The sequence below is a fragment of the Amycolatopsis sp. GM8 genome, from assembly GCF_021653975.1.
Lineage (GTDB): Bacteria > Actinomycetota > Actinomycetes > Mycobacteriales > Pseudonocardiaceae > Amycolatopsis_E.
Map to the genome: position 1 here is coordinate 1 of NZ_JAJKFK010000005.1, position 17,959 is coordinate 17,959.

18 protein-coding genes are annotated in these 17,959 nt (G+C 70.3%); 5 read left to right on the top strand and 13 right to left on the bottom strand.

Going from position 1 to position 17,959, the window contains the following annotated elements; genetic code table 11:
- Positions 1 to 228: 228 nt before the first annotated feature.
- The 10 genes from LOZ83_RS23410 to LOZ83_RS23455 all read right to left on the bottom strand — a co-directional run bounded on the left by LOZ83_RS23410 (position 229) and on the right by LOZ83_RS23455 (position 11,503).
- Positions 229 to 1,458 carry a serine hydrolase gene (locus LOZ83_RS23410; RefSeq protein WP_236793570.1) on the bottom strand — a complete coding sequence of 410 codons (1,230 nt, stop codon included), beginning with the start codon at positions 1,456 to 1,458 and terminating at the stop codon, positions 229 to 231.
- An 8-nt stretch (positions 1,459 to 1,466) separates the two neighbouring features.
- Positions 1,467 to 2,291, bottom strand: a complete 825-nt coding sequence (locus tag LOZ83_RS23415; protein ID WP_236793572.1) for a siderophore-interacting protein — start codon at positions 2,289 to 2,291, stop codon at positions 1,467 to 1,469.
- Positions 2,292 to 2,339: 48 nt separating this feature from the next.
- Complete coding sequence (locus LOZ83_RS23420) at positions 2,340 to 4,145, bottom strand: FtsX-like permease family protein (protein WP_236793574.1); 1,806 nt, start codon at positions 4,143 to 4,145, stop codon at positions 2,340 to 2,342.
- The gene (locus tag LOZ83_RS23425; protein ID WP_236793576.1) at positions 4,145 to 4,894 is read right to left on the bottom strand and encodes an ABC transporter ATP-binding protein; all 750 of its coding nucleotides are present in this window, start codon (positions 4,892 to 4,894) and stop codon (positions 4,145 to 4,147) included. The genes LOZ83_RS23420 and LOZ83_RS23425 overlap by 1 nt, the downstream gene beginning before the upstream one ends.
- Before the next feature lie 88 nt (positions 4,895 to 4,982).
- Positions 4,983 to 6,068, bottom strand: a complete 1,086-nt coding sequence (locus tag LOZ83_RS23430; RefSeq protein WP_236793578.1) for a VWA domain-containing protein — start codon at positions 6,066 to 6,068, stop codon at positions 4,983 to 4,985.
- Positions 6,065 to 6,922 (bottom strand): MoxR family ATPase, encoded by an 858-nt coding sequence (locus LOZ83_RS23435; RefSeq protein WP_236793580.1) that lies wholly within the window; start codon positions 6,920 to 6,922, stop codon positions 6,065 to 6,067. Before LOZ83_RS23435 ends, LOZ83_RS23430 begins: the two co-directional genes overlap by 4 nt.
- The gene (locus LOZ83_RS23440; protein WP_236793582.1) at positions 6,915 to 7,778 is read right to left on the bottom strand and encodes an XdhC family protein; all 864 of its coding nucleotides are present in this window, start codon (positions 7,776 to 7,778) and stop codon (positions 6,915 to 6,917) included. The genes LOZ83_RS23435 and LOZ83_RS23440 overlap by 8 nt, the downstream gene beginning before the upstream one ends.
- Positions 7,778 to 10,126 (bottom strand): aerobic carbon-monoxide dehydrogenase large subunit, encoded by a 2,349-nt coding sequence (locus tag LOZ83_RS23445; protein WP_236794334.1) that lies wholly within the window; start codon positions 10,124 to 10,126, stop codon positions 7,778 to 7,780. The genes LOZ83_RS23440 and LOZ83_RS23445 overlap by 1 nt, the downstream gene beginning before the upstream one ends.
- 20 nt (positions 10,127 to 10,146) lie before the next feature.
- Positions 10,147 to 10,623, bottom strand: coding sequence for a (2Fe-2S)-binding protein (locus LOZ83_RS23450; protein WP_236793584.1), 477 nt, complete (start codon positions 10,621 to 10,623; stop codon positions 10,147 to 10,149).
- A 1-nt stretch (position 10,624) separates the two neighbouring features.
- Positions 10,625 to 11,503: a xanthine dehydrogenase family protein subunit M gene (locus LOZ83_RS23455; RefSeq protein WP_236793586.1), complete on the bottom strand. Its 879-nt coding sequence runs from the start codon at positions 11,501 to 11,503 to the stop codon at positions 10,625 to 10,627.
- A gap of 100 nt (positions 11,504 to 11,603) precedes the next feature.
- Between LOZ83_RS23455 and LOZ83_RS23460 the strand changes: the two genes are divergently transcribed.
- Positions 11,604 to 12,539: a LysR family transcriptional regulator gene (locus LOZ83_RS23460; RefSeq protein ID WP_308190285.1), complete on the top strand. Its 936-nt coding sequence runs from the start codon at positions 11,604 to 11,606 to the stop codon at positions 12,537 to 12,539.
- An 18-nt stretch (positions 12,540 to 12,557) separates the two neighbouring features.
- Here LOZ83_RS23460 and LOZ83_RS23465 read toward each other — a convergent pair whose 3' ends face one another.
- Genes LOZ83_RS23465 through hemW form a run of 3 tightly spaced genes read right to left on the bottom strand, consistent with a single transcriptional unit; the run spans position 12,558 to position 15,153 of the window.
- Positions 12,558 to 13,463, bottom strand: coding sequence for a hypothetical protein (locus LOZ83_RS23465; protein ID WP_236793590.1), 906 nt, complete (start codon positions 13,461 to 13,463; stop codon positions 12,558 to 12,560).
- A 1-nt stretch (position 13,464) separates the two neighbouring features.
- Complete coding sequence (locus LOZ83_RS23470; protein ID WP_236793592.1) at positions 13,465 to 13,959, bottom strand: SigE family RNA polymerase sigma factor; 495 nt, start codon at positions 13,957 to 13,959, stop codon at positions 13,465 to 13,467.
- Between the two features lie 54 nt (positions 13,960 to 14,013).
- Positions 14,014 to 15,153, bottom strand: a complete 1,140-nt coding sequence (gene hemW / locus LOZ83_RS23475) for a radical SAM family heme chaperone HemW (RefSeq protein ID WP_374202697.1) — start codon at positions 15,151 to 15,153, stop codon at positions 14,014 to 14,016.
- A 27-nt stretch (positions 15,154 to 15,180) separates the two neighbouring features.
- Here hemW and LOZ83_RS40830 point away from each other — a divergent pair, with 27 nt between their 5' ends.
- The 4 genes from LOZ83_RS40830 to LOZ83_RS23490 all read left to right on the top strand — a co-directional run bounded on the left by LOZ83_RS40830 (position 15,181) and on the right by LOZ83_RS23490 (position 17,957).
- The gene (locus LOZ83_RS40830; protein WP_374202698.1) at positions 15,181 to 15,315 is read left to right on the top strand and encodes a putative leader peptide; all 135 of its coding nucleotides are present in this window, start codon (positions 15,181 to 15,183) and stop codon (positions 15,313 to 15,315) included.
- A 100-nt stretch (positions 15,316 to 15,415) separates the two neighbouring features.
- Positions 15,416 to 17,113, top strand: a complete 1,698-nt coding sequence (locus LOZ83_RS23480; protein WP_236793596.1) for a nitrite/sulfite reductase — start codon at positions 15,416 to 15,418, stop codon at positions 17,111 to 17,113.
- Positions 17,110 to 17,262 carry an Insertion element protein gene (locus LOZ83_RS23485; protein ID WP_236793598.1) on the top strand — a complete coding sequence of 51 codons (153 nt, stop codon included), beginning with the start codon at positions 17,110 to 17,112 and terminating at the stop codon, positions 17,260 to 17,262. The genes LOZ83_RS23480 and LOZ83_RS23485 overlap by 4 nt, the downstream gene beginning before the upstream one ends.
- A complete protein-coding gene (locus LOZ83_RS23490) occupies positions 17,259 to 17,957 on the top strand; it encodes a phosphoadenylyl-sulfate reductase (protein WP_236793600.1) in 699 nt (232 codons plus the stop codon). Before LOZ83_RS23485 ends, LOZ83_RS23490 begins: the two co-directional genes overlap by 4 nt.
- The last annotated feature ends 2 nt before the right edge of the window (positions 17,958 to 17,959 follow it).

Consider the following 17,959-nt stretch of genomic DNA (forward strand, 5'->3'; position numbering starts at 1 on the left):
ACACGCCGGTTGCATTCAGCGTTGGGATACCGGCCACCACTCGAAGCGCTCGACGAATGGTTCACCAAACACCAAGCAGCATGATACAGTCCGTTTGAGCCGCGTCCGAAATTTTCGGAGCACATCACTTTCCAGCCTTGACAAACCCCGCTTCCCGCGAACACTCACAGATCGGGGCGGGGGAGGGCCCACCACAAAACGAGGGCGCTCCGCGCCCGCCCCCCCGGCCTACGCAGCCACCAAAGCCTGATACACCAGCTGCCGCATGTCCTGCCGGATCGGATGGGTGCTCGACGGCAGCAGCTGCGTGAAGAACATCGCGGTGACTTCCGCTACCGGGTCGACCCAGAACGCCGTCGAAGCCGCACCGCCCCAGGAGTACTCGCCCGCGTTCGCCAGTGTCTTCGCCTTCACCGGGTCACGCAAAACCGCGAAGCCCAGGCCGAAACCGGTGCCGTGGAAGGGCATTCCCGGGAACAGCGGACGGCCGAACTCCTCGAGATCAGCATCGCCGGGGAGATGGTTGCTCGCCATCAAAGCCACGGTCCGCGGGCCCAGCAAACGTACACCGTCCAACTCGCCGCCCCGCACCAGGAACTGCGTGAAACGGTGGTAGTCCGCCGCGGTCGAGACGAGTCCACCACCACCGGAGAAATAGTCCGGCCGCCCGACACCGACCTTGCCGAAAGCCTCGTTGCGCACGGCTTTCCGGGTGCCCGGCCGCGGAACATAGAGCGCCGCCAAGCGATCCAGGTCATCGGTGCCGAACGACGTGTCGACCATGCCCAGCGGCGCGAAGATCCGCTGAGCGAAGAACTCGTCCAGCGGCTGCCCCGAAACGACCTCGACGAGACGGCCGAGGACATCCGTCGAGACCGAATAGTTCCACTCACTGCCCGGCTGGAACAGCAGCGGCAACTGTGCCCACTTCTCGCTGCACCCGGCAAGATCCAGCCCGGGCGGGCTCAACCATTCGAAACCCGCCGCGCGATACATGGCGTCGACCGGGTGCGTGTGATGGAAACCGTAGGTCAAACCCGAAGTATGGCTCAGCAGATGCCAAACGCGGATGGGCTCGGTGGCCGGTTCGGTGACCGCGTTGACCGCAGAGCCCTTGACGTAGACCCGCGGCTCGGCGAATTCGGGCAGCCAGCGGGAAACCGGGTCCGTCAGCTCGAACGCGCCCTCTTCGAACAGGACCATCGCGGCGACCGCCGTGACCGGCTTGGTCATCGAAAAGATCCGCCACAGGGTGTCGGGTTCGACCGGTTTCCCGGCTTCCATGTCCCGCTGCCCGCGTTCCGACACGTGCACGAGCTTTCCCTTGCGGCTGACCACGATCTGCCAGCCGGCCAGCAGGCCGTCGTCGACGAAACGGGCGAAATGCCGGTCGATCCGGGCGAGCCTGCCCGCATCGAAACCGAGTTCGGCGGGATCGGTGTCCGTCTTCAGTGTCATGCGCCGGATTATCCCGCGCGGCCCTCCTCCGCGGCACGTTCCGCGGCCTTCTCCGCCCGCCACTGCTCGTCGGTCGCGCCCCGGCGCCAGTAGCCCGAGATCGACAGCAGGTCCTTGCGCACACCTCGCTCGTCGAGCAGATACCGCCGCAGCTGTCGCACGGAACCGGCCTCGCCGTGCACGAACGCCTGCACGGTCCCGTCGAGGAACTCCAGCTCCCGCACGGCCGCCACCAGATCCGCACCCGCCGAACGGTGGATCCACCGGATCTCCGCGTCCCCCTTGGACACCAGCGGCTGTTCCTCGCCCGCGTCCTCGACCTCGATGAACGCCCGCACCGGAACCCCGGCGGGCATCGCCTCGAGCGTCACCGCGATCGCGGGCAGCGCGCTCTCGTCCCCGACGAGCAGGTGCCAGTCCGCCTCCTCGCCCGGCGCGTAAGCCCCGCCCGGCCCGTTCAACAGCAGCACGTCGCCCGGCTTCACCTGCCGCGCCCACGGTCCGGCCACGCCTTCGTCGCCGTGGTGCACGAAATCGATGGCCAGCTCGCGGGCGTCCGCGTCGTAGTGCCGCACCGTGTAGCTGCGCATCACCGGCCACTGCTCGCGCGGGTACTCGGCCCGGATCTGACCCGTGTCGAACGAGTCCGGATAGGAGACACCCGGCACCGGGAACAAAACCTTCACATACGGATCGGTGAACTCATTCGGCGCGAACGCCGCGAAACCGTCACCGCCGGCGACGATCCGGATCATGTGCGGTGTCAGCTGCTGGGTGCGCAGCACCTCCAGCCGGACCGCGGGCCGGCTCTTGCGTGCGGGCTTGTCCGCCATTCGCTACTCCTCACCTCGTCCCGCACTTAGGTTACCCTAAACTCACTCCTATTCGCGCGCCCCGATCAACGTCACCGGCGCGGGCCGCGTCGCGGAGAGGCTGGTCCACACGCTCGTCACGCCGACGACCAGGAAAGATCCCGCTGTGACCACGCCGACCATCCCCCACGGCACCGACACCAGGCCCACCGCGGAGGCGATCCCGGCGACCGTCCCCGCCGCGGCCACCGCACCCAGCAGCAGCCCGACCGCGACGACCACCCAGGACTCCAGCAGCGCCATCCACACGACCTGCCGGCGGCGCAGCCCGGTGACCCGCGCGGCGGCGAACTCCGCCTTGCGCTCGGCCGCCGCGATGACCACCGCGTTGATCACGGCGATCAGCGCGTACAGCCCGGCCAGGCCCATCAGGACGGTCATGATGCCCGAGTTGGTGGAATCCTGTTCCGTGGCACTGGCCGCGACCCATTCGTCCACAGTGGACACGGGTTGCGGCAGCGCGGCGGCCACGGCAGCGGGATCGGCACCCGGCTGTACCCGCACGATGGTCCGAGCCGGTCCGAGCGCCGCGGGCGGCACGATCTCGCGCGGCAGCAACAGGCTCGGCGCGCCATTGACGCTGTCCGGCAGCACGGCGACCACCCGCGGCCGCAGATCCTGGCCGCCGACCGACAACCGCATCGTGTCGCCGAGCGAGGCCCCGGCGGCCGCGACAGTCATCCCGTGCAGATCGGCGAGCGATCCGCTGACCGGCGCGATCCGGTGCGCCTGCTGGTAATCCGCCTCATTGACGGCCAGGGCGTCGCTGTTGTCATGGTCCTCGTCCTCGCCCGAACCGGTCGTCACCGTGACCGGCAGCAGGTACTCCGTCGACGCCGACGCGACCCCGGGCACCGGCTGGGTCACGGGCGCGTTCACCACGAGATCGCCACGCACGTCCTCGGCCAGTTCCCGGTGCCCGGCCGCGGAAAGCGTCGAGAGCGCACCCGCCATCCCCAGCACCAGCGCGACCAGCACGAGCAGCGGCGCCGCGGTCGACGCGCTGCGGCGGACGCCGTCGCGCAGGTTGGCGTGCGCGAGCCCGCCGAGTGTCGTGCGGCCGAACACGCCCCCGAACAGCCGGCCGACCAGCGGGACCACGAGCGGGCTCAGCGCGCTGAGCGCGACGGCGCCGCAGAGCGACACGTTGATCGCCGTCGGGATCGCGCCGTCCACGTTGACGGACTGCGAAACGATGGCGAGCGCGATCGCGCCGCCGAGGAACAGCAACCCGAAGAACCACCGGGCGCCGGTCATCACGCGGGCCGCGTTTCCGTTGTCCCGCAACGCTTCCAGCGGCCGCACACGCGAACCCCGGCGCGACGCGGCGAGCACCCCGAGCTGCGACACGCCGATGCCGATGCCCGCCGACACGGCGAGGATCCAGTCGTGCCACGCGACGGGGAACGGGCTCGGCACGAACCCGAGATCGGTGAGCAGCCAGGACTGGACGCGCATCGTGACGAGCCCCGTCGGCACGCCGAGCGCGGTACCGATCAGGCCGAGCAGGAAGGCCTCCGACAGCAACAGCCGCCGTAGCTGCCCGCGGCTGCCGCCGACGAGCCGGAGCAACGCGAGATCGCGCCGCCGTTGCGCGATGGTGAACGCGAACGTCGAGCTGACGATGAAGATCGCGAGGAACGCGGCGATCCCGAGGGTCATCGCCACCAGCACGATCGCTTCGGCATGGGAGGTCGCCGCGAGCAGCACCAGCAACGAGGACTGCACGAGCGCCACCCCGAGCAGCACCGTGACGATGGCGCCGATGAACAGCTGCCACCGCTCGCGGAACGTCGACAACGAGAGCGCGAACATCACGCCTCCAGGGCCGCGAGCCGGTCGGCGACCTCACGCGCCGAGGGACGGCTGGCGCGGTCCACGATCCGGCCGTCGGACAGGAAGACCACCGAGTCCGCGCGGGCCGCGGCGGCCGGGTCGTGCGTGACCATCACGATGGTCTGGCCCGCCTCGTCGACCATGCCGCGCAGCAGGCCGAGAACCGAGCGTGCGGACGCCGAGTCCAGCGCGCCGGTCGGCTCGTCGGCGAACAGCACCGAAGGGCGGGTCACCATGGCGCGCGCGATCGCGACGCGCTGCTGCTGGCCGCCGGACAGCTCGCGGGGGCGGTGGCGCATCCGGTCGGCGAGGCCGACACTGGCCAGCACCGCGCGAACCTCCTTTTTGGACACTCGACGGCCGGACAGGCGCAGCGGCAGCGCGACGTTCTGCTCGGCCGTCAGGGAGCCGATGAGGTTGAAGCTCTGGAACACGAACCCGATCTGGCGGCGGCGCACCCGGGTCAGCTCGTCGTCCTTGGCCGCCGTGATGTCCTGGCCCGCCAGCAGGACCTGGCCGCTGCTCACCCGTTCCAGCCCCGCCGCGCAGTGCAGCAGGGTCGACTTGCCCGACCCCGACGGTCCCATCACCGCCGTCCAGGTTCCCTCGGGAAACGCGAGGCTGACACCGTCGAGCGCCCGCACGCGGGCCTGCTTGCCGCCGTATTCCCGGGTCACGTCGCGCAGCTCGCCCGCCGTGCCCCGCTGGAGCTCGATCGCATTCGTCATGGCCTCAGACAACCAGCGTGGCGGCCCGATTCCATTGCCGCGCACACCCGGGTTGAAGGTGGGGTTGGCCCTACCCGTGGGACTCGCGTCAGTGCAGGGCGTCCAGGAACTCGTCCAGTGCGTCGAGGCGGTGCGCGCTGACGACGAACTCACAGTACTGCCAGACCGCAGCCATCCCGCCGACCAGCGGCCGGTAGCCGGGCTGGGCGGTGCGCGGGTTCGCCCAGACGATCCGGTGGGCGAGCCGCGCGAGCCGGGCCATCTGCGCGGCGAGCAGTTCGGTGCCACCGGTTTCCCAGCCGTCGGAGATGATCACCACGACCGCGCCGCGGGCCATCCCGCGCGCACCGTAGGAATCCAGGAACTCCTTGAGCGCGGCGCCGATCCGGGTGCCACCCGACCAGTCCGGGGCCACCTCCCCCGCCTGCCGCATCGCCTTCGCCGGGTCCGCGGTAAGCGCTTTCGTCAGCCGGGTCAGCCGGGTCGCGAACGTGAACACTTCCGCCTTCACGCCCAGATTCGCACACACCAGCAGTTGCAGCATCGCGCGCGCGTGCGCCTCCATCGAACCGGAGATATCGCACAGCACCACGAGTTTCCGCGGCTTCTCACGCGGGACCCACCGGCTCAGCACGGCCGGTTCGCCACCGCTGCGACGCGCCCGGCGCAGGGTTTCGCGCATGTCGACGCGCCGCCCGCGCGGCGCGACGCGTTTCCGCCGGGAAAGCCGCCGCGGTGTCGCGATCCGGAAGCGCCGCATGAGATCCCGCAGCTGCGCCAGCTCGCCGGGGTCGAGATCGGCGAAATCGCGGGCGGCCAGGCGTTCTGCCGCACTGCCGAGCACAGGCTTCTCGACCTTGCGGCCGTTCTGGCCGTTGCTCGCGGTCACCTGCCGGTTCTCCGCCGTCGACACCGTCTCGTTTGGACGGTCACCACGGAACTCGGCCGGATCACCCTCACCGAACACCACCGCGAAAACCCGTTCCAGCACGGCGATCTGGTCCGGTGTGGACACCAGCGTGGCGAGCGCGCACCGGTACAGCTCGTCGGTCGTCTGCGGCCGGACCAGCAGCACGGCCTGGGTGAACCGCGCCGACCGGTCGGCCCCGACGGCGACGCCCTGTGCCCGCAGCGCCTCGCCGAACCGCGCGGCGAGCACAGCCAGATCGGTCACCACCACCGCCCGGCCGACTCGACGACCGCTCTGTCCTCTTCGTACTTCACCACGGCGCTCATCGTGTGCCCGACAGCGTTTTCGTCGAGCACTTCGATGCCGAGCACGTGCAATGCCGAAGCCCAGTTGATCGCCTCCGCCACACCCGGCGGCTTGTACAGCCCGAATCCACGCAGGCGCTGCACCGACGTCGCGACCTGCTCGGCGAGCCACCCGGCGACGCCGGGCACCCGCAGCCGGATGATCGCGGCCACCCGGTCCGGATCGGGATGCGCGATCCACTGGTACAGGCACCGCCGTTTGAGCGCGTCGTGCAGCTCGCGGGTCCGGTTGGAGGTCAGCACCGCGATCGGCGGCAGCACGGCCCGGCGGGTGCCGAGTTCGGGGATCGTCACCGCCGCCTCGGCGAGCAGCTCCAGCAGGAACGCCTCGAACTCGTCGTCGGCGCGGTCGACCTCGTCGATGAGCAGCACGGCGGGCCGCGGCCCCGGATGCTCGATCGCGGCCAGCAGCGGACGTGCCAGCAAATAGTCGTTGCTGAACAAGTCCGCTTCGGACAGTGCCTCCCCACGGGCTTCGGCGAGCCGGATCCCCAGCAGCTGCCGGGGATAGTTCCACTCGTACAGAGCGTCCGAAGAGGACAGTCCTTCGTAGCACTGCAACCGGATCAACTTCGTGTCCAGCGCCCGGGAAAGCGCTTTCGCCGCTTCGGTCTTGCCGACTCCCGGTTCGCCTTCCAGCAGGATCGGCTGCGGCATCCGCACCGCGAGGAACAGCGCGGTCGCCAATGCCTCGTCGGTGAGATAGCCCGCCGCCGCGAGGTCGGCGGCGAGCTCCTGGACGGTCTCACCCATCGGCGAACGCCTGCCGGCAGCCCGGTCCGCAGAAGTAGAAGACCTCGCCGTCCCGGGTCAGCCGGAGGGTGTCCCCGGTGATCGCGACGGTCATGCCGCACACCGGATCCGTGGACGTCGCGGGCTCCTCGGGTTTCGCCACCCGCACCCGCGGCCGCACGGCGATCAGCTCGGCATACACCGAAACCGCGATCTCCTCCGGCGTGCGCGCACCGATGTCCAGCCCGGCCGGCGTGTGCACGACGTCCGCGCCCAGGCCCAGCGCGCCGAGCACCGCGGTGCCCCGGCGCCGGCTCGCGATCAGCCCGATGTACGAAACGCCGGCCGCCACCGCCGCCCGCAGCACCCGCTCCTCGTCGTGGCCGTGTGACGCGACGATCACGGCGTCCGCGTCCTCGGCCACCGGATCCGAGCTGGCGCGCACGTCGTAGCCGAGCGCCTTCCCGACCGAGACGAGCGCCCGCGCCACCGGCGCGTCACCGTGCACCACGACGAGCGCCGGCGGCAACTGCGCTTCCAGAAAGATCTCCAGCGCGCCACCGGAAAGGCAGGGATTGCCCACGGTGACAACGCCTTCCTCGCTGCCTTCCCCGGTCTTCTCCGTGTTCGCCTCGGGCGTGATCCGTAGCAGCGCGGACTGCCCGGTGCCGAGCAGCCTGATCCCCTGCAGCCGCACCGTCGACTCCGCGCAGTCGCCGCCGACGAACCCTTCGATCGTGCCGTCCGGCAGCACCAGCGCGCAGTCGCCGGGTTTCGCGCTCGTGGGCCGCTGGGCCCGGACGACCGTCGCGAGCACGAACGGCCGCCGGTGCTCCCGCAGTGACTCAGCCTGCGCGCGCAGGTCCGATCTGGCCATCACGTGATCGCCAGGTCGGTCCGGAACGGGTGGCCCTGCGCCGCGCACCACACGGCCGCCGGGGTGAGCGGCATGTCCGCGTGCCGCACGCCGCGCGGTTTCAGCGCGTCGAGCACGGCGTTGACGACCGCCGCCGGGGACCCGACGGTCGCGGACTCGCCCACACCCTTGGCGCCGATCGGATGGTGCGGCGAGGGCGTGACCGTCTCGCCGAGCCGCCACGACGGGCATTCCATCGACGTCGGCAGCAGATAGTCCATAAAGGACCCACCGAGGTGGTTGCCGTCCTCGTCGAACGCCATCACCTGCATCAGCGCCATGCCGAGGCCGTCGGCGAGACCGCCGTGCACCTGCCCCTCGACGATCATCGGGTTGATCCGCACCCCGCAGTCGTCGACCGCGACGAAGTCCCGCACCTTCACCTGGCCGGTCTCGGCGTCCACGTCGACGACACAGATGTAGGCGCCGAACGGGTAGGTCAGGTTCGGCGGGTTGTAGACGCACGTCGCGTCCAGGTGACCCTCGACGCCTTCGGGCAGTTCCAGCCCGGAATGCGCGGCCATCGCGATGTCCTGAATGGACTTTCCGGCCGCCGGGTCGCCCTTGACGAACCACCGGCCCTTCTCCCATTCCAGGTCGTCCGGGCTCACCTCGAGCATCGCGGACGCGACGATCTTCGCGCGCTCGCGGACCTTGCGCGCCACCACCGCGGTGGCCGCACCCGACACCGGCGTCGAGCGCGACCCGTAGGTGCCGAGCCCGAACGGGGTCTGGTCGGTGTCGCCGTGCACCACGTCGATGTCATCCGGCGAGATGCCCAGCTCCTCGGCGACGATCTGGGCGAACGTCGTCTCGTGGCCCTGCCCCTGGGTCTGCACCGACAACCGCAGCACGGCTTTGCCGGTGGGGTGCACGCGCAGCTCCGCCCCATCGGCCATGCCCAGGCCGAGGATGTCCATGTGCTTGCGCGGCCCGGCACCGACGGCTTCGGTGAAGAACGCGACCCCGATCCCCATCAGCTCGCCGGCGTCCCGCCGTTTCGCCTGCTCCGCCCGGAGTTCGTCGTAGTGCACCAGGTCGAGCGCCATCCGCAGGGTGCGCGGGTAGTCGCCCGAGTCGTACTCCCAGCCCGTCTTGCTCTGGTACGGGAACTGGTCGGGCTTGAGCAGGTTCTTCATCCGCAACTCGGCCGGGTCCATGTCCAGGTCGTAGGCGAGCACGTCGACCATCCGCTCGACGAGGTACACCGCCTCGGTGATCCGGAACGAGCAGGCGTACGCGACCCCGCCCGGCGCCTTGTTGGTGTAGACCCCGGTGACCTCCGCGTGCGCGGCCTCGATGTCGTAGGAACCGGTGAACACGCCGAAGAACCCGGCCGGGTACTTCGTCGGCTGGGCGGTGCCGTTGAACGCGCCGTGGTCCGCGAGCACCTTGACCCGGATCGCCTGGATCTTTCCGTCCTTTGTGGACGCGATCTCGCCGTGCATGTGGTAGTCGCGGGCGAAGGAGGTGCTCATCAGGTTCTCCGAGCGGTCCTCCACCCACTTGACCGGCTTGCCGGTGAGGATCGACCCGACGACCGAGCACACGTAACCCGGGTAGATGCCCACCTTGTTGCCGAAACCGCCGCCGATATCCGGTGAGATCACCCGGATCTTGTGCTCGGGCAGGCCGGCGACGAGCGCGTACAGCGTGCGGTGCGCGTGCGGGGCCTGGGTGGTGGTCCAGATGGTGAGCTTGCCGGTGATCGGGTCCATGTCCGCGACCGAACCGCACGTCTCCAGCGGGGCCGGGTGCACGCGCGGGTACAGCATGTCCTGCGTGGCAACGACTTCCGCGTTCGCGAACACCTCGTCGGTGCGGGCCTTGTCGCCGGTCTCCCAGTCGAAGATGTGGTTGTCGGTGCGGCCTTCGACGTCGTCGCGGATGACCGGGGCGTCCGGGTCGAGCGCCTTCCGCGCGTCCACGACAGGTGCGAGCGGCTCGTAGTCGACGTCGATCAACTCCAGCGCGTCCCGGGCGGAGTACCGGTCTTCGGCGACGACGAACGCGACTTCCTGGCCCTGGAAGCGGACCTTGTCGGTGGCGAGCACCGCCTGCACGTCGTTCGACAACGTCGGCATCCACGCGAGGTTCAGCCCGGCCAGTGCTTCACCGGTGATGACGGCCCGCACCTTCGGATGGGCCTCGGCGGCGCTGGTGTCGATCGAGAGGATCTTCGCGTGCGCGTAGGGACTGCGCAGCACGGCGCCGTGCAGCATGCCGGGCAGCGTGACGTCGTCGACGTAGTTGCCGTGCCCGCGCACGAACCGCACGTCTTCCTTGCGGTGCATCCGGCCGAAGCCCATCGGCGTCTCTTCCGTGGTGGTCACGACTGCACCTCCGCCGCCTCGTGCTCGGCCGCCCAGCGGACCGAGCGCACGATGTTCTCGTAGCCGGTGCACCGGCACAGCTGGCCGGAGATCGCCTCGCGAATGTCCTCTTCGGACGGATCCGGATCGTGGTCCAGCAGCCACCGCGAGGTCATCATCATGCCCGGCGTGCAGAACCCGCACTGCAGCCCGTGGCACTGCCGGAAGCCCTCCTGCACCGGGTCGAGCCCGCCGCCGTTCGCCAGGCCCTCCACCGTGCGCACCCGGTGCCCGTCGGCCATCACCGCGAGCACGGTGCACGACTTGACCGGCACCTCGTCCAGCCACACCACGCAGGCGCCGCAGTTCGACGTGTCGCAGCCCCAGTGCGTCCCGGTCAGGCGCAGCTCGTCCCGCAGGAAGTGCACGAGCAGCAACCTGGGCTCGACGTCACGCGCGTGCACCTCGCCGTTGACGGTCACGCTGATTTCCATCTCATGCCTCCTGATGCCGGCCGTGCCAACGGGACAGTGCCGCGCCGAGCGCGCGGGCGGTGAGGGTCGCGGCGAGATGCCGCTTGTAGTCGGCGGGGCCGCGCTGATCGGCGACCGGTTCGCAGTGCTCGGCCGCGATCTCGCCGGCGCGGGCGAACCGCTCGGCGGTCGCGGGACCGCCGACGAGGAACTCCTCGGCCTCGGGCGCGTGGAAGTTGGTGGCACCCACCGCGGTCAGGCCGATCCCGGCCTCGGCCACGGTGTCACCCTCGAGCCGCAGCTCCGCGCCGGCCGCGGCGACCGCCCAGTCCCCCGCGCGGCGCTCGACCTTCTGGTACGCCGAGGCCGAGGACCGGATCGGCACCCGGACCCCGACCAGCAACTCGGCGTCACCGACCGCGGTTTCGTAGGGTCCGGCGAAGAATTCGCGAATCGGAACTATTCGCCGTCCTTCTCCGTATTCGATGACCGCTTCCCCGCGTACCGCCGCAAATGCGGCGGAAAGGTCTTCCGAGGGATCGGCCTGGCACAGCGAACCGCCGACCGTGCCGCGATTCCGCACGACCGGATCGGCAATGAGTTTCTCGGCGTCGTGGAAGATCGGGAAATGCTCGCCGGCGAGTGCCGAGGCGAGCAGCTCGGCGTGCCGGACCATCGCGCCGATGTACAGCATGTGCTCCTCGACGCTGATTTTGTTCAGCTCGGTGATTTCGTTGATGTCGATGAGCGCCTGCGGCTGGGCGAGCCGCAGCTTCATCATCGGGATCAGGCTGTGGCCACCGGCCACGATCCTCGATTCCGGACCGTATTTCCCCAGCAAACTCAGCGCGTGCGCCACGCTGGTCGCTTTCTCGTACTGGAACTGGGCGGGTACCTGCATGCCGTGAGGTTTCCCCCGGCGGCCAATCGGCGCAACGGCCGGATAATGGTTCGGTTATGAAGGCAGATCAACTGCCTCCGATCGATCTAGAATGGTAAACGTGACGCTCGGTCAGCTCAGCGCGTTCGTCCTGGTCGCCCGCCTCGGTTCGGTCACCGACGCCGCCCGGGCGATGGGGGTGAGTGAGCCGGCGGTCTCGCAGGCGCTCGCCGCGCTGCGCAGCCACCACGGGGACAAGCTGATCGTGCGCACCGGCACCGGGATGACGCTGACGGCGGGCGGGTCCCGGCTGCTGCCGATCGCGTCGCAGATGGTCGCGCTGGGCGCGGACGCCGACGCCGCGGTCCGCGAGGCCAAGGGGATGGCCGAACGGCTGCAGGTCGCGGTCACCAGCACGCTCGCCGAGTTCGTCGCGAACCCGCTGCTGGAGGCGTTCGGCGAACGGTCGGGGCTGCCGGTGGACGCGTCCGCCGGGCTCGCCCGCACCGCCGAGATGGGGGTGCTGGTGGGCAGCCGCCTCGCCGACGCGGCGCTCGGGCCGCAGCTGAACGGCGGCCTGGACAGCACGCCGATCTTCCGCTGCTCGCTGGTCGCGGTCGCGTCGCCGAAGTCGCGTCACCGGGGCAGCCCGGCGAAGTGGCCGTGGCTGCTCGACCCGTCGGGCGCAGATCCGGACAGCGAGACCGCGCAACTGCTGAAGCGGCTCGGCGTGCCGGACGAGGAGATCAGCGTGTTCCCGAACCAGACCGCGGCCTGGTCCGCGGCGGCGAGCGGAACCGGCGTCTCGGTGGCGATCGAGCATCTCGTCGCGCCCCAGCTGCGCCGCGGCGAGCTGACGATCGTGCCGACCCCCGCGACGCCGGCGACCCTTTGCTGGCACCTGACCACGCTGCCCCGCGACCGCCTCTCCGCCGCGGCCGCCTCGCTGCGGCATTTCCTGACCACCCCGGCGGCGATGCAGGTCATGCGCTCCCCCGGCGCCGGCGTCCCGCCGTCCCGCTTCAAACCCCCGGTCTACGTCACCATCTGGAGCTAGGCCGCGCGAGTCCGACGCTCAGTCCACCGCCACCGAGTCGGCGATCGACACCGCCAGGGCCTGGTCGCCGGCCGCGGTTCGGACGGTGAGCGTGTGGGTCGCGTCGAGTTGTCTCGCCATCGACTCGCGCGGGTCCACCGGGAAGGGCCTCCGGGTCACCGCCTCGGGCGGCGCCTTCGTCATGGTGGTCTGTGGCGTCGCGGTGGCCGGGGCGGGCGGCAGCGGTGTCCCCAGGGTCCGCGTGACCTGCACGGTCACACAGCGGTCGTCCCCGGCCTGCCCACCGGGGCACAGCTCGACGACGTCGTTCGACGCATCGCCCTGCCACGAGACGAGGCCGAACCCTGGCGGCACCCGTAGCGATCGCAGCGGAGAGGTCGGCGGCGCCGGGATCGTCGCCAGCCCACCGGCGACGGCCTGCAACTGCTCCGCGCTCACGCTCCTCGACCGCACGGTGATCCACCGGCCGGGCACGTCGAGCCAGGACACCGAATGCGCACTCACGGTCACCACCCTCCCGTCGAGAGCGGTGGTGCGCTGCGCGGGATCCGGCGCCGGCTCGCTGTCCTGCGCCGTGATGTCCAGGAGCCGCCCGGCGTTGTCGGCATACTGCGCCGTGATCTGGTGCGTGTCCGAGGTCCAGGACAGAAGCCGGTAACCGGCGGGCGTGAACGGCACGACCGGCGCGGACAGGGTGGCCGTCACCGGCGCGGCCACCGGCAGCCGGTCCGGGTCGCCGCCCGCCTGGCGCAGCGCGACGACACCCGCGGTCACCCCCACGATCATCGCCGCGACCACCACGGACACGCCCGCGACGCGGCGCCGGCGGATCCGGCGGCCGGCACCCGCGAGCACCACGTCGAGTTCGGGGGCCATCGATTCGCGGGCACGCAACGCGTCGCGCAGGTCTTCCAGCTCTGTCATGTCAGGCCACCTCCTGTTCGTCGTTGATCCGCAGCCGCAGCACCGACAGGCCGCGTGAGATGTGGCTGCGCACGGTCCCGGTCGCGCAGCCGAGCACTTCGGCGATCTCGTCGTCGTCGCGGTCCTCATAGAACCGGAGCACGATCGCGGCCTGCTGGGCCCGGCTGAGCTCGCCCAGCAACTGGCCGAGCTGGTCGTGATCGGCGACGCGCGTCGCCGGATCGGGTGTCTGCGGCTCGCGGAACCGGGTGATGTCGGCCGTCGGGCGCACCACCCGCTGATACCAGCGGCGGCGCCACGACAGGTAGCCGTTGACGACCATCTTCCGCAGGTACAGGTCGGGCCGGTCGGTCGAGGACACGCGCCGCCACCGCTCGTGCGCGCGCACGAGCGCGTCCTGCACCACATCCTGGGCGAGCTCGCGGTCCCCGGTCAGCACGGCCGCGAACCGCACCAGCCCGGGCAGCTGTTCCCGGGCGAAGTCCTCGAAGTGCACACCGTAGTAATGCCGCCGCGCCCCGTCCGGTTGCAGTGCGCGGGAAAAAGATCGTTAGGCGGCCAGGCGGCGGACCACGGCGTCCGCCAGCAGGCGGCCCTGATCGGTCAGCACCACGCGGTCTTCCCGCAGCTCCAGCAGCCCTTCGCCGGCCGCGGCCGCGGATTCCCGCCGCCCGTCGTCGTCCAGCGCGTCGAGCGGCAGTCCTTCGGCGAGGCGCAGTTCGAGCATGATCCGCTCCAGGTGCCGGTCCGCGTCGGTCAGCACCTCACGCCCGTCTTCCGGCGACTCGCCCTCGGCCAGCAGCGCCGCGTACCGCGCCGGGTGCTTGACGTTCCACCACCGCACGCCGTCGACGTGACTGTGCGCGCCCGGGCCGGCGCCCCACCAGTCCCCGCCCCGCCAGTAGCCGAGGTTGTGCCGGCAGCGCGCGTCGCCGGACGCGGCCCAGTTCGACACCTCGTACCAGGTCAGGCCCGCCGCGGCCAGCTTCGCGTCGATCAGCTCGTAGTACTCGGCCAGTACGTCCTCGTCGGGCATAGGCAGCTCGCCGCGCCGCACCCGCCGGGCCATCGCAGTGCCGTCCTCGACGATCAGCGAGTACGCGGACACGTGGTCCACCCCGGCCGAGAGCACCGCGTCCAGCGACGCTTGGAGATCCTCGACGCGCTCGCCGGGCGTGCCGTAGATGACGTCGAGGTTCACGTGCTCGAACCCGGCCGCCCGCGCCTCCTTCGCCGCCTCGACCGGCCGGCCCGGCGTGTGCACCCGGTCGAGCACCCGCAGGACGTGCCGCGCGGCGGACTGCATGCCCAGCGATACCCGGGTGAACCCGGCGTCGCGGATTCCGGCGAAGAACTCGGGCGACGTGGACTCGGGGTTCGACTCGGTCGTCACCTCCGCGCCCGGTGCGAGCCCGAAGCTGCCCCGGACCGCGTCGAGCACCGACGCCAAGCCGTCCGCACCGAGCAGCGAAGGCGTACCGCCGCCGACGAAGACGGTCTCGGCCGGGCGCGCGCCGATCCGCCGCACGCCTAGGTCGAGTTCACGCTTCAGTCCCTCCAGCCACGAAGCGGGCGACGCGGCCGAGCCGAGCTCCCCCGCCGTATAGGTGTTGAAATCGCAGTAGCCGCACCTCGTGGCGCAGAAGGGCACATGGACATAGACACCGAACACACCCCCAGTCTCCCCCATGTCAAGAGGCGTGATCCTGCTCCCAGCATGCGGACGCGGCTGGACCACCATCTGGGCTCGTGGCACGCTGAAAAGGTGACTTATGCCGGTGTGCTCCTCGTGGCGCGTCGCCACGTCGACCTCCGGCGTGTCGCCAGCGCGCTGTGCCGCACGTCCGACTGACACCACCCACCACGTATGGACACCGGGTGTCGGACGCTTCCCGCCGCTCACTCGCGGGGTTGCCGCGCGCCGACGCCCTCCGATGACCGGAGGACTCCTCATGGCTTCGCCGACGCGCGAAACTTCCCCCAACCGCGGCCCACGCACCAAGCAGCGGCGCGGCGAGGGCCAGTGGGCGCTCGGCTACCGAGAGCCGCTCAACCCCAACGAGCGTTCGAAGAAGGACGACCACCCGCTCAACGTGCGGGCGCGGATCGAGAACATCTACTCCCGCGGCGGTTTCGACTCGATCGACCCCGGTGATCTGCGCGGACGTTTCCGCTGGTACGGCCTGTACACGCAGCGCAAGCCCGGGATCGACGGCGGCCGCACAGCCACCCTCGAACCGGAGGAGCTGGACGACGAGTTCTTCATGCTGCGCGTCCGGATCGACGGCGGCGACCTGACCACCGAGCAGCTCACGGTGATCGGCGAGGTCTCCCAGACCTACGCGCGCGACACCGCGGACATCACCGACCGGCAGAACGTCCAGTACCACTGGATCCGGATCGAGGACATGCCCACGATCTGGGAAAAGCTCGAAGGCGCCGGCCTGACCACGATGACCGCGTGCGGGGACAGCCCGCGCGTCATCCTCGGCTCACCGCTGGCCGGGATCGCCGAGGACGAGGTCGTCGACGGCCGGCCCGCGATCGACGAGATCAAACGCCGCTACCTGGGTAAGCCCGAGTACGCCAACCTGCCGCGCAAGTTCAAGACCGCGGTGTCCGGCCTGCAGGACGTGGCGCACGAGATCCACGACGTCGCGTTCGTCGGCGTGGTGCATCCCGAACACGGCCCCGGGTTCGACGTGTGGGTCGGCGGCGGGCTGTCCACGAACCCGATGATCGGGCAGCGGCTCGGCGCGTGGGTGCCCCGCGACGAGGTGCCGGACGTGTGGGAGGGCGTCATCTCCGTCTTCCGCGACTACGGCTACCGGCGGCTTCGCTCGCGGGCGCGCATCAAGTTCCTCGTGAAGGACTGGGGCGCGGCAAAGTTCCGCGAGGTGCTGGAAGAGAAGTACTTGCACCGCAAGCTGATCGACGGTCCGGCGCCCGAGGTGCCCGAGGTGCAGCGGGACCACGTCGGCGTGCACCGGCAGAAGGACGGCAACTTCTACGTCGGCGCGGCGCCGATCGCCGGGCGGGTGTCCGGTTCGCTGCTGATCGCGACCGCGAAGGCCGCCGAGCGCGCCGGGTCGAACCGGGTCCGGCTGACGCCGCAGCAGAAGCTCGTCGTGCTCGACGTGCCCGAGGCGGAAGTCTCGGGCCTGCAAGCGGAACTCACCGAACTGGGCCTGCCCACCGAGCCGAGCCCGTGGCGGCGCGGGGTGATGGCGTGCACCGGGATCGAGTTCTGCAAGCTCGCGATCGTGGAGACCAAGGCCCGCGCCCGCGAGCTGGTGGCAGCGCTCGAGGACCTGCTGGCCGATATCCAGTCCGATGTGGACACTCCGGTCACGGTGCACCTCAACGGCTGCCCCAACTCGTGCGCCCGGATCCAGACCGCCGACATCGGGCTGAAGGGCCAGATCGTCACCGACGCCGACGGCAACCAGGTCGAGGGCTTCCAGGTGCACCTGGGCGGTGGGCTCGGCCTCGACGCCGGGTTCGGCCGGAAGCTGCGCGGGCACAAGGTCACCGGCGACGAGCTGATCGGCTATGTGGAACGGATCGTGCGCAAGTTCCACGGGCAGCGCACCGACGGCGAACGCTTCGCCCAGTGGGTCGCGCGCGCCGACGAGGACGACTTGCGATGACTGAACGCGCAACGCCGTTCTACTGCCCGTTCTGTGGTGATGAAGACCTTCGTCCGGTCGAGGAGGAGCACGGCTGGCTGTGCGGTGCCTGCCGGCGGGTCTTCACTGTGAGTTTCCTGGGAATCCGGCTACCCGAAGGAGCGAAATGACGGCGGTCACCGAGGACCTGAAAGCGTTGGCGGACAAGGCATCCGAGGAACTGGCCGAGGCGAGCGCGCGCGAGGCGCTGGAATGGACCGTGGGAACCTTCGGCGACGATTTCATCGTTGCCTCGAACATGCAGGACGCGGTGCTGATCGACCTGGCCACCCAGGTCAAGTCCGATGTGGACGTTCTGTTCCTGGAGACCGGGTACCATTTCGCCGAGACCATCGGCACCCGGGACGCGGTCGCGACGGTGTACCCGGACGTGCGGATCGTCAACGCCCAGGCCGAACAGTCGGTCGCCCAGCAGGACGCCGAGTACGGGCCGAAACTGCACGATCGCGACCCGAGCCTGTGCTGCAACCTGCGCAAGGTGGTGCCGCTGCGCAAGACGCTCGGGAACTACTCCGCGTGGGTCACCGGCGTGCGCCGGGTGGATGCGCCCACCCGCGCGAACACCCCGATCGTCACCTGGGACGAGCGCAACGGCCTGGTCAAGATCAATCCGATCGCGGCATGGACCGATGACGAGTTCCGCGCCTACATCACCGAGCACGGCATCCTGGAGAACCCTTTGGTGTCGGTGGGCTATCTGTCCATCGGCTGCGCCCCGTGCACCGCGAAGGTCGCGCCCGGCGCCGACCCGCGCAGCGGCCGCTGGGCCGGCCAGGCCAAGACCGAATGCGGATTGCACGGCTGAGG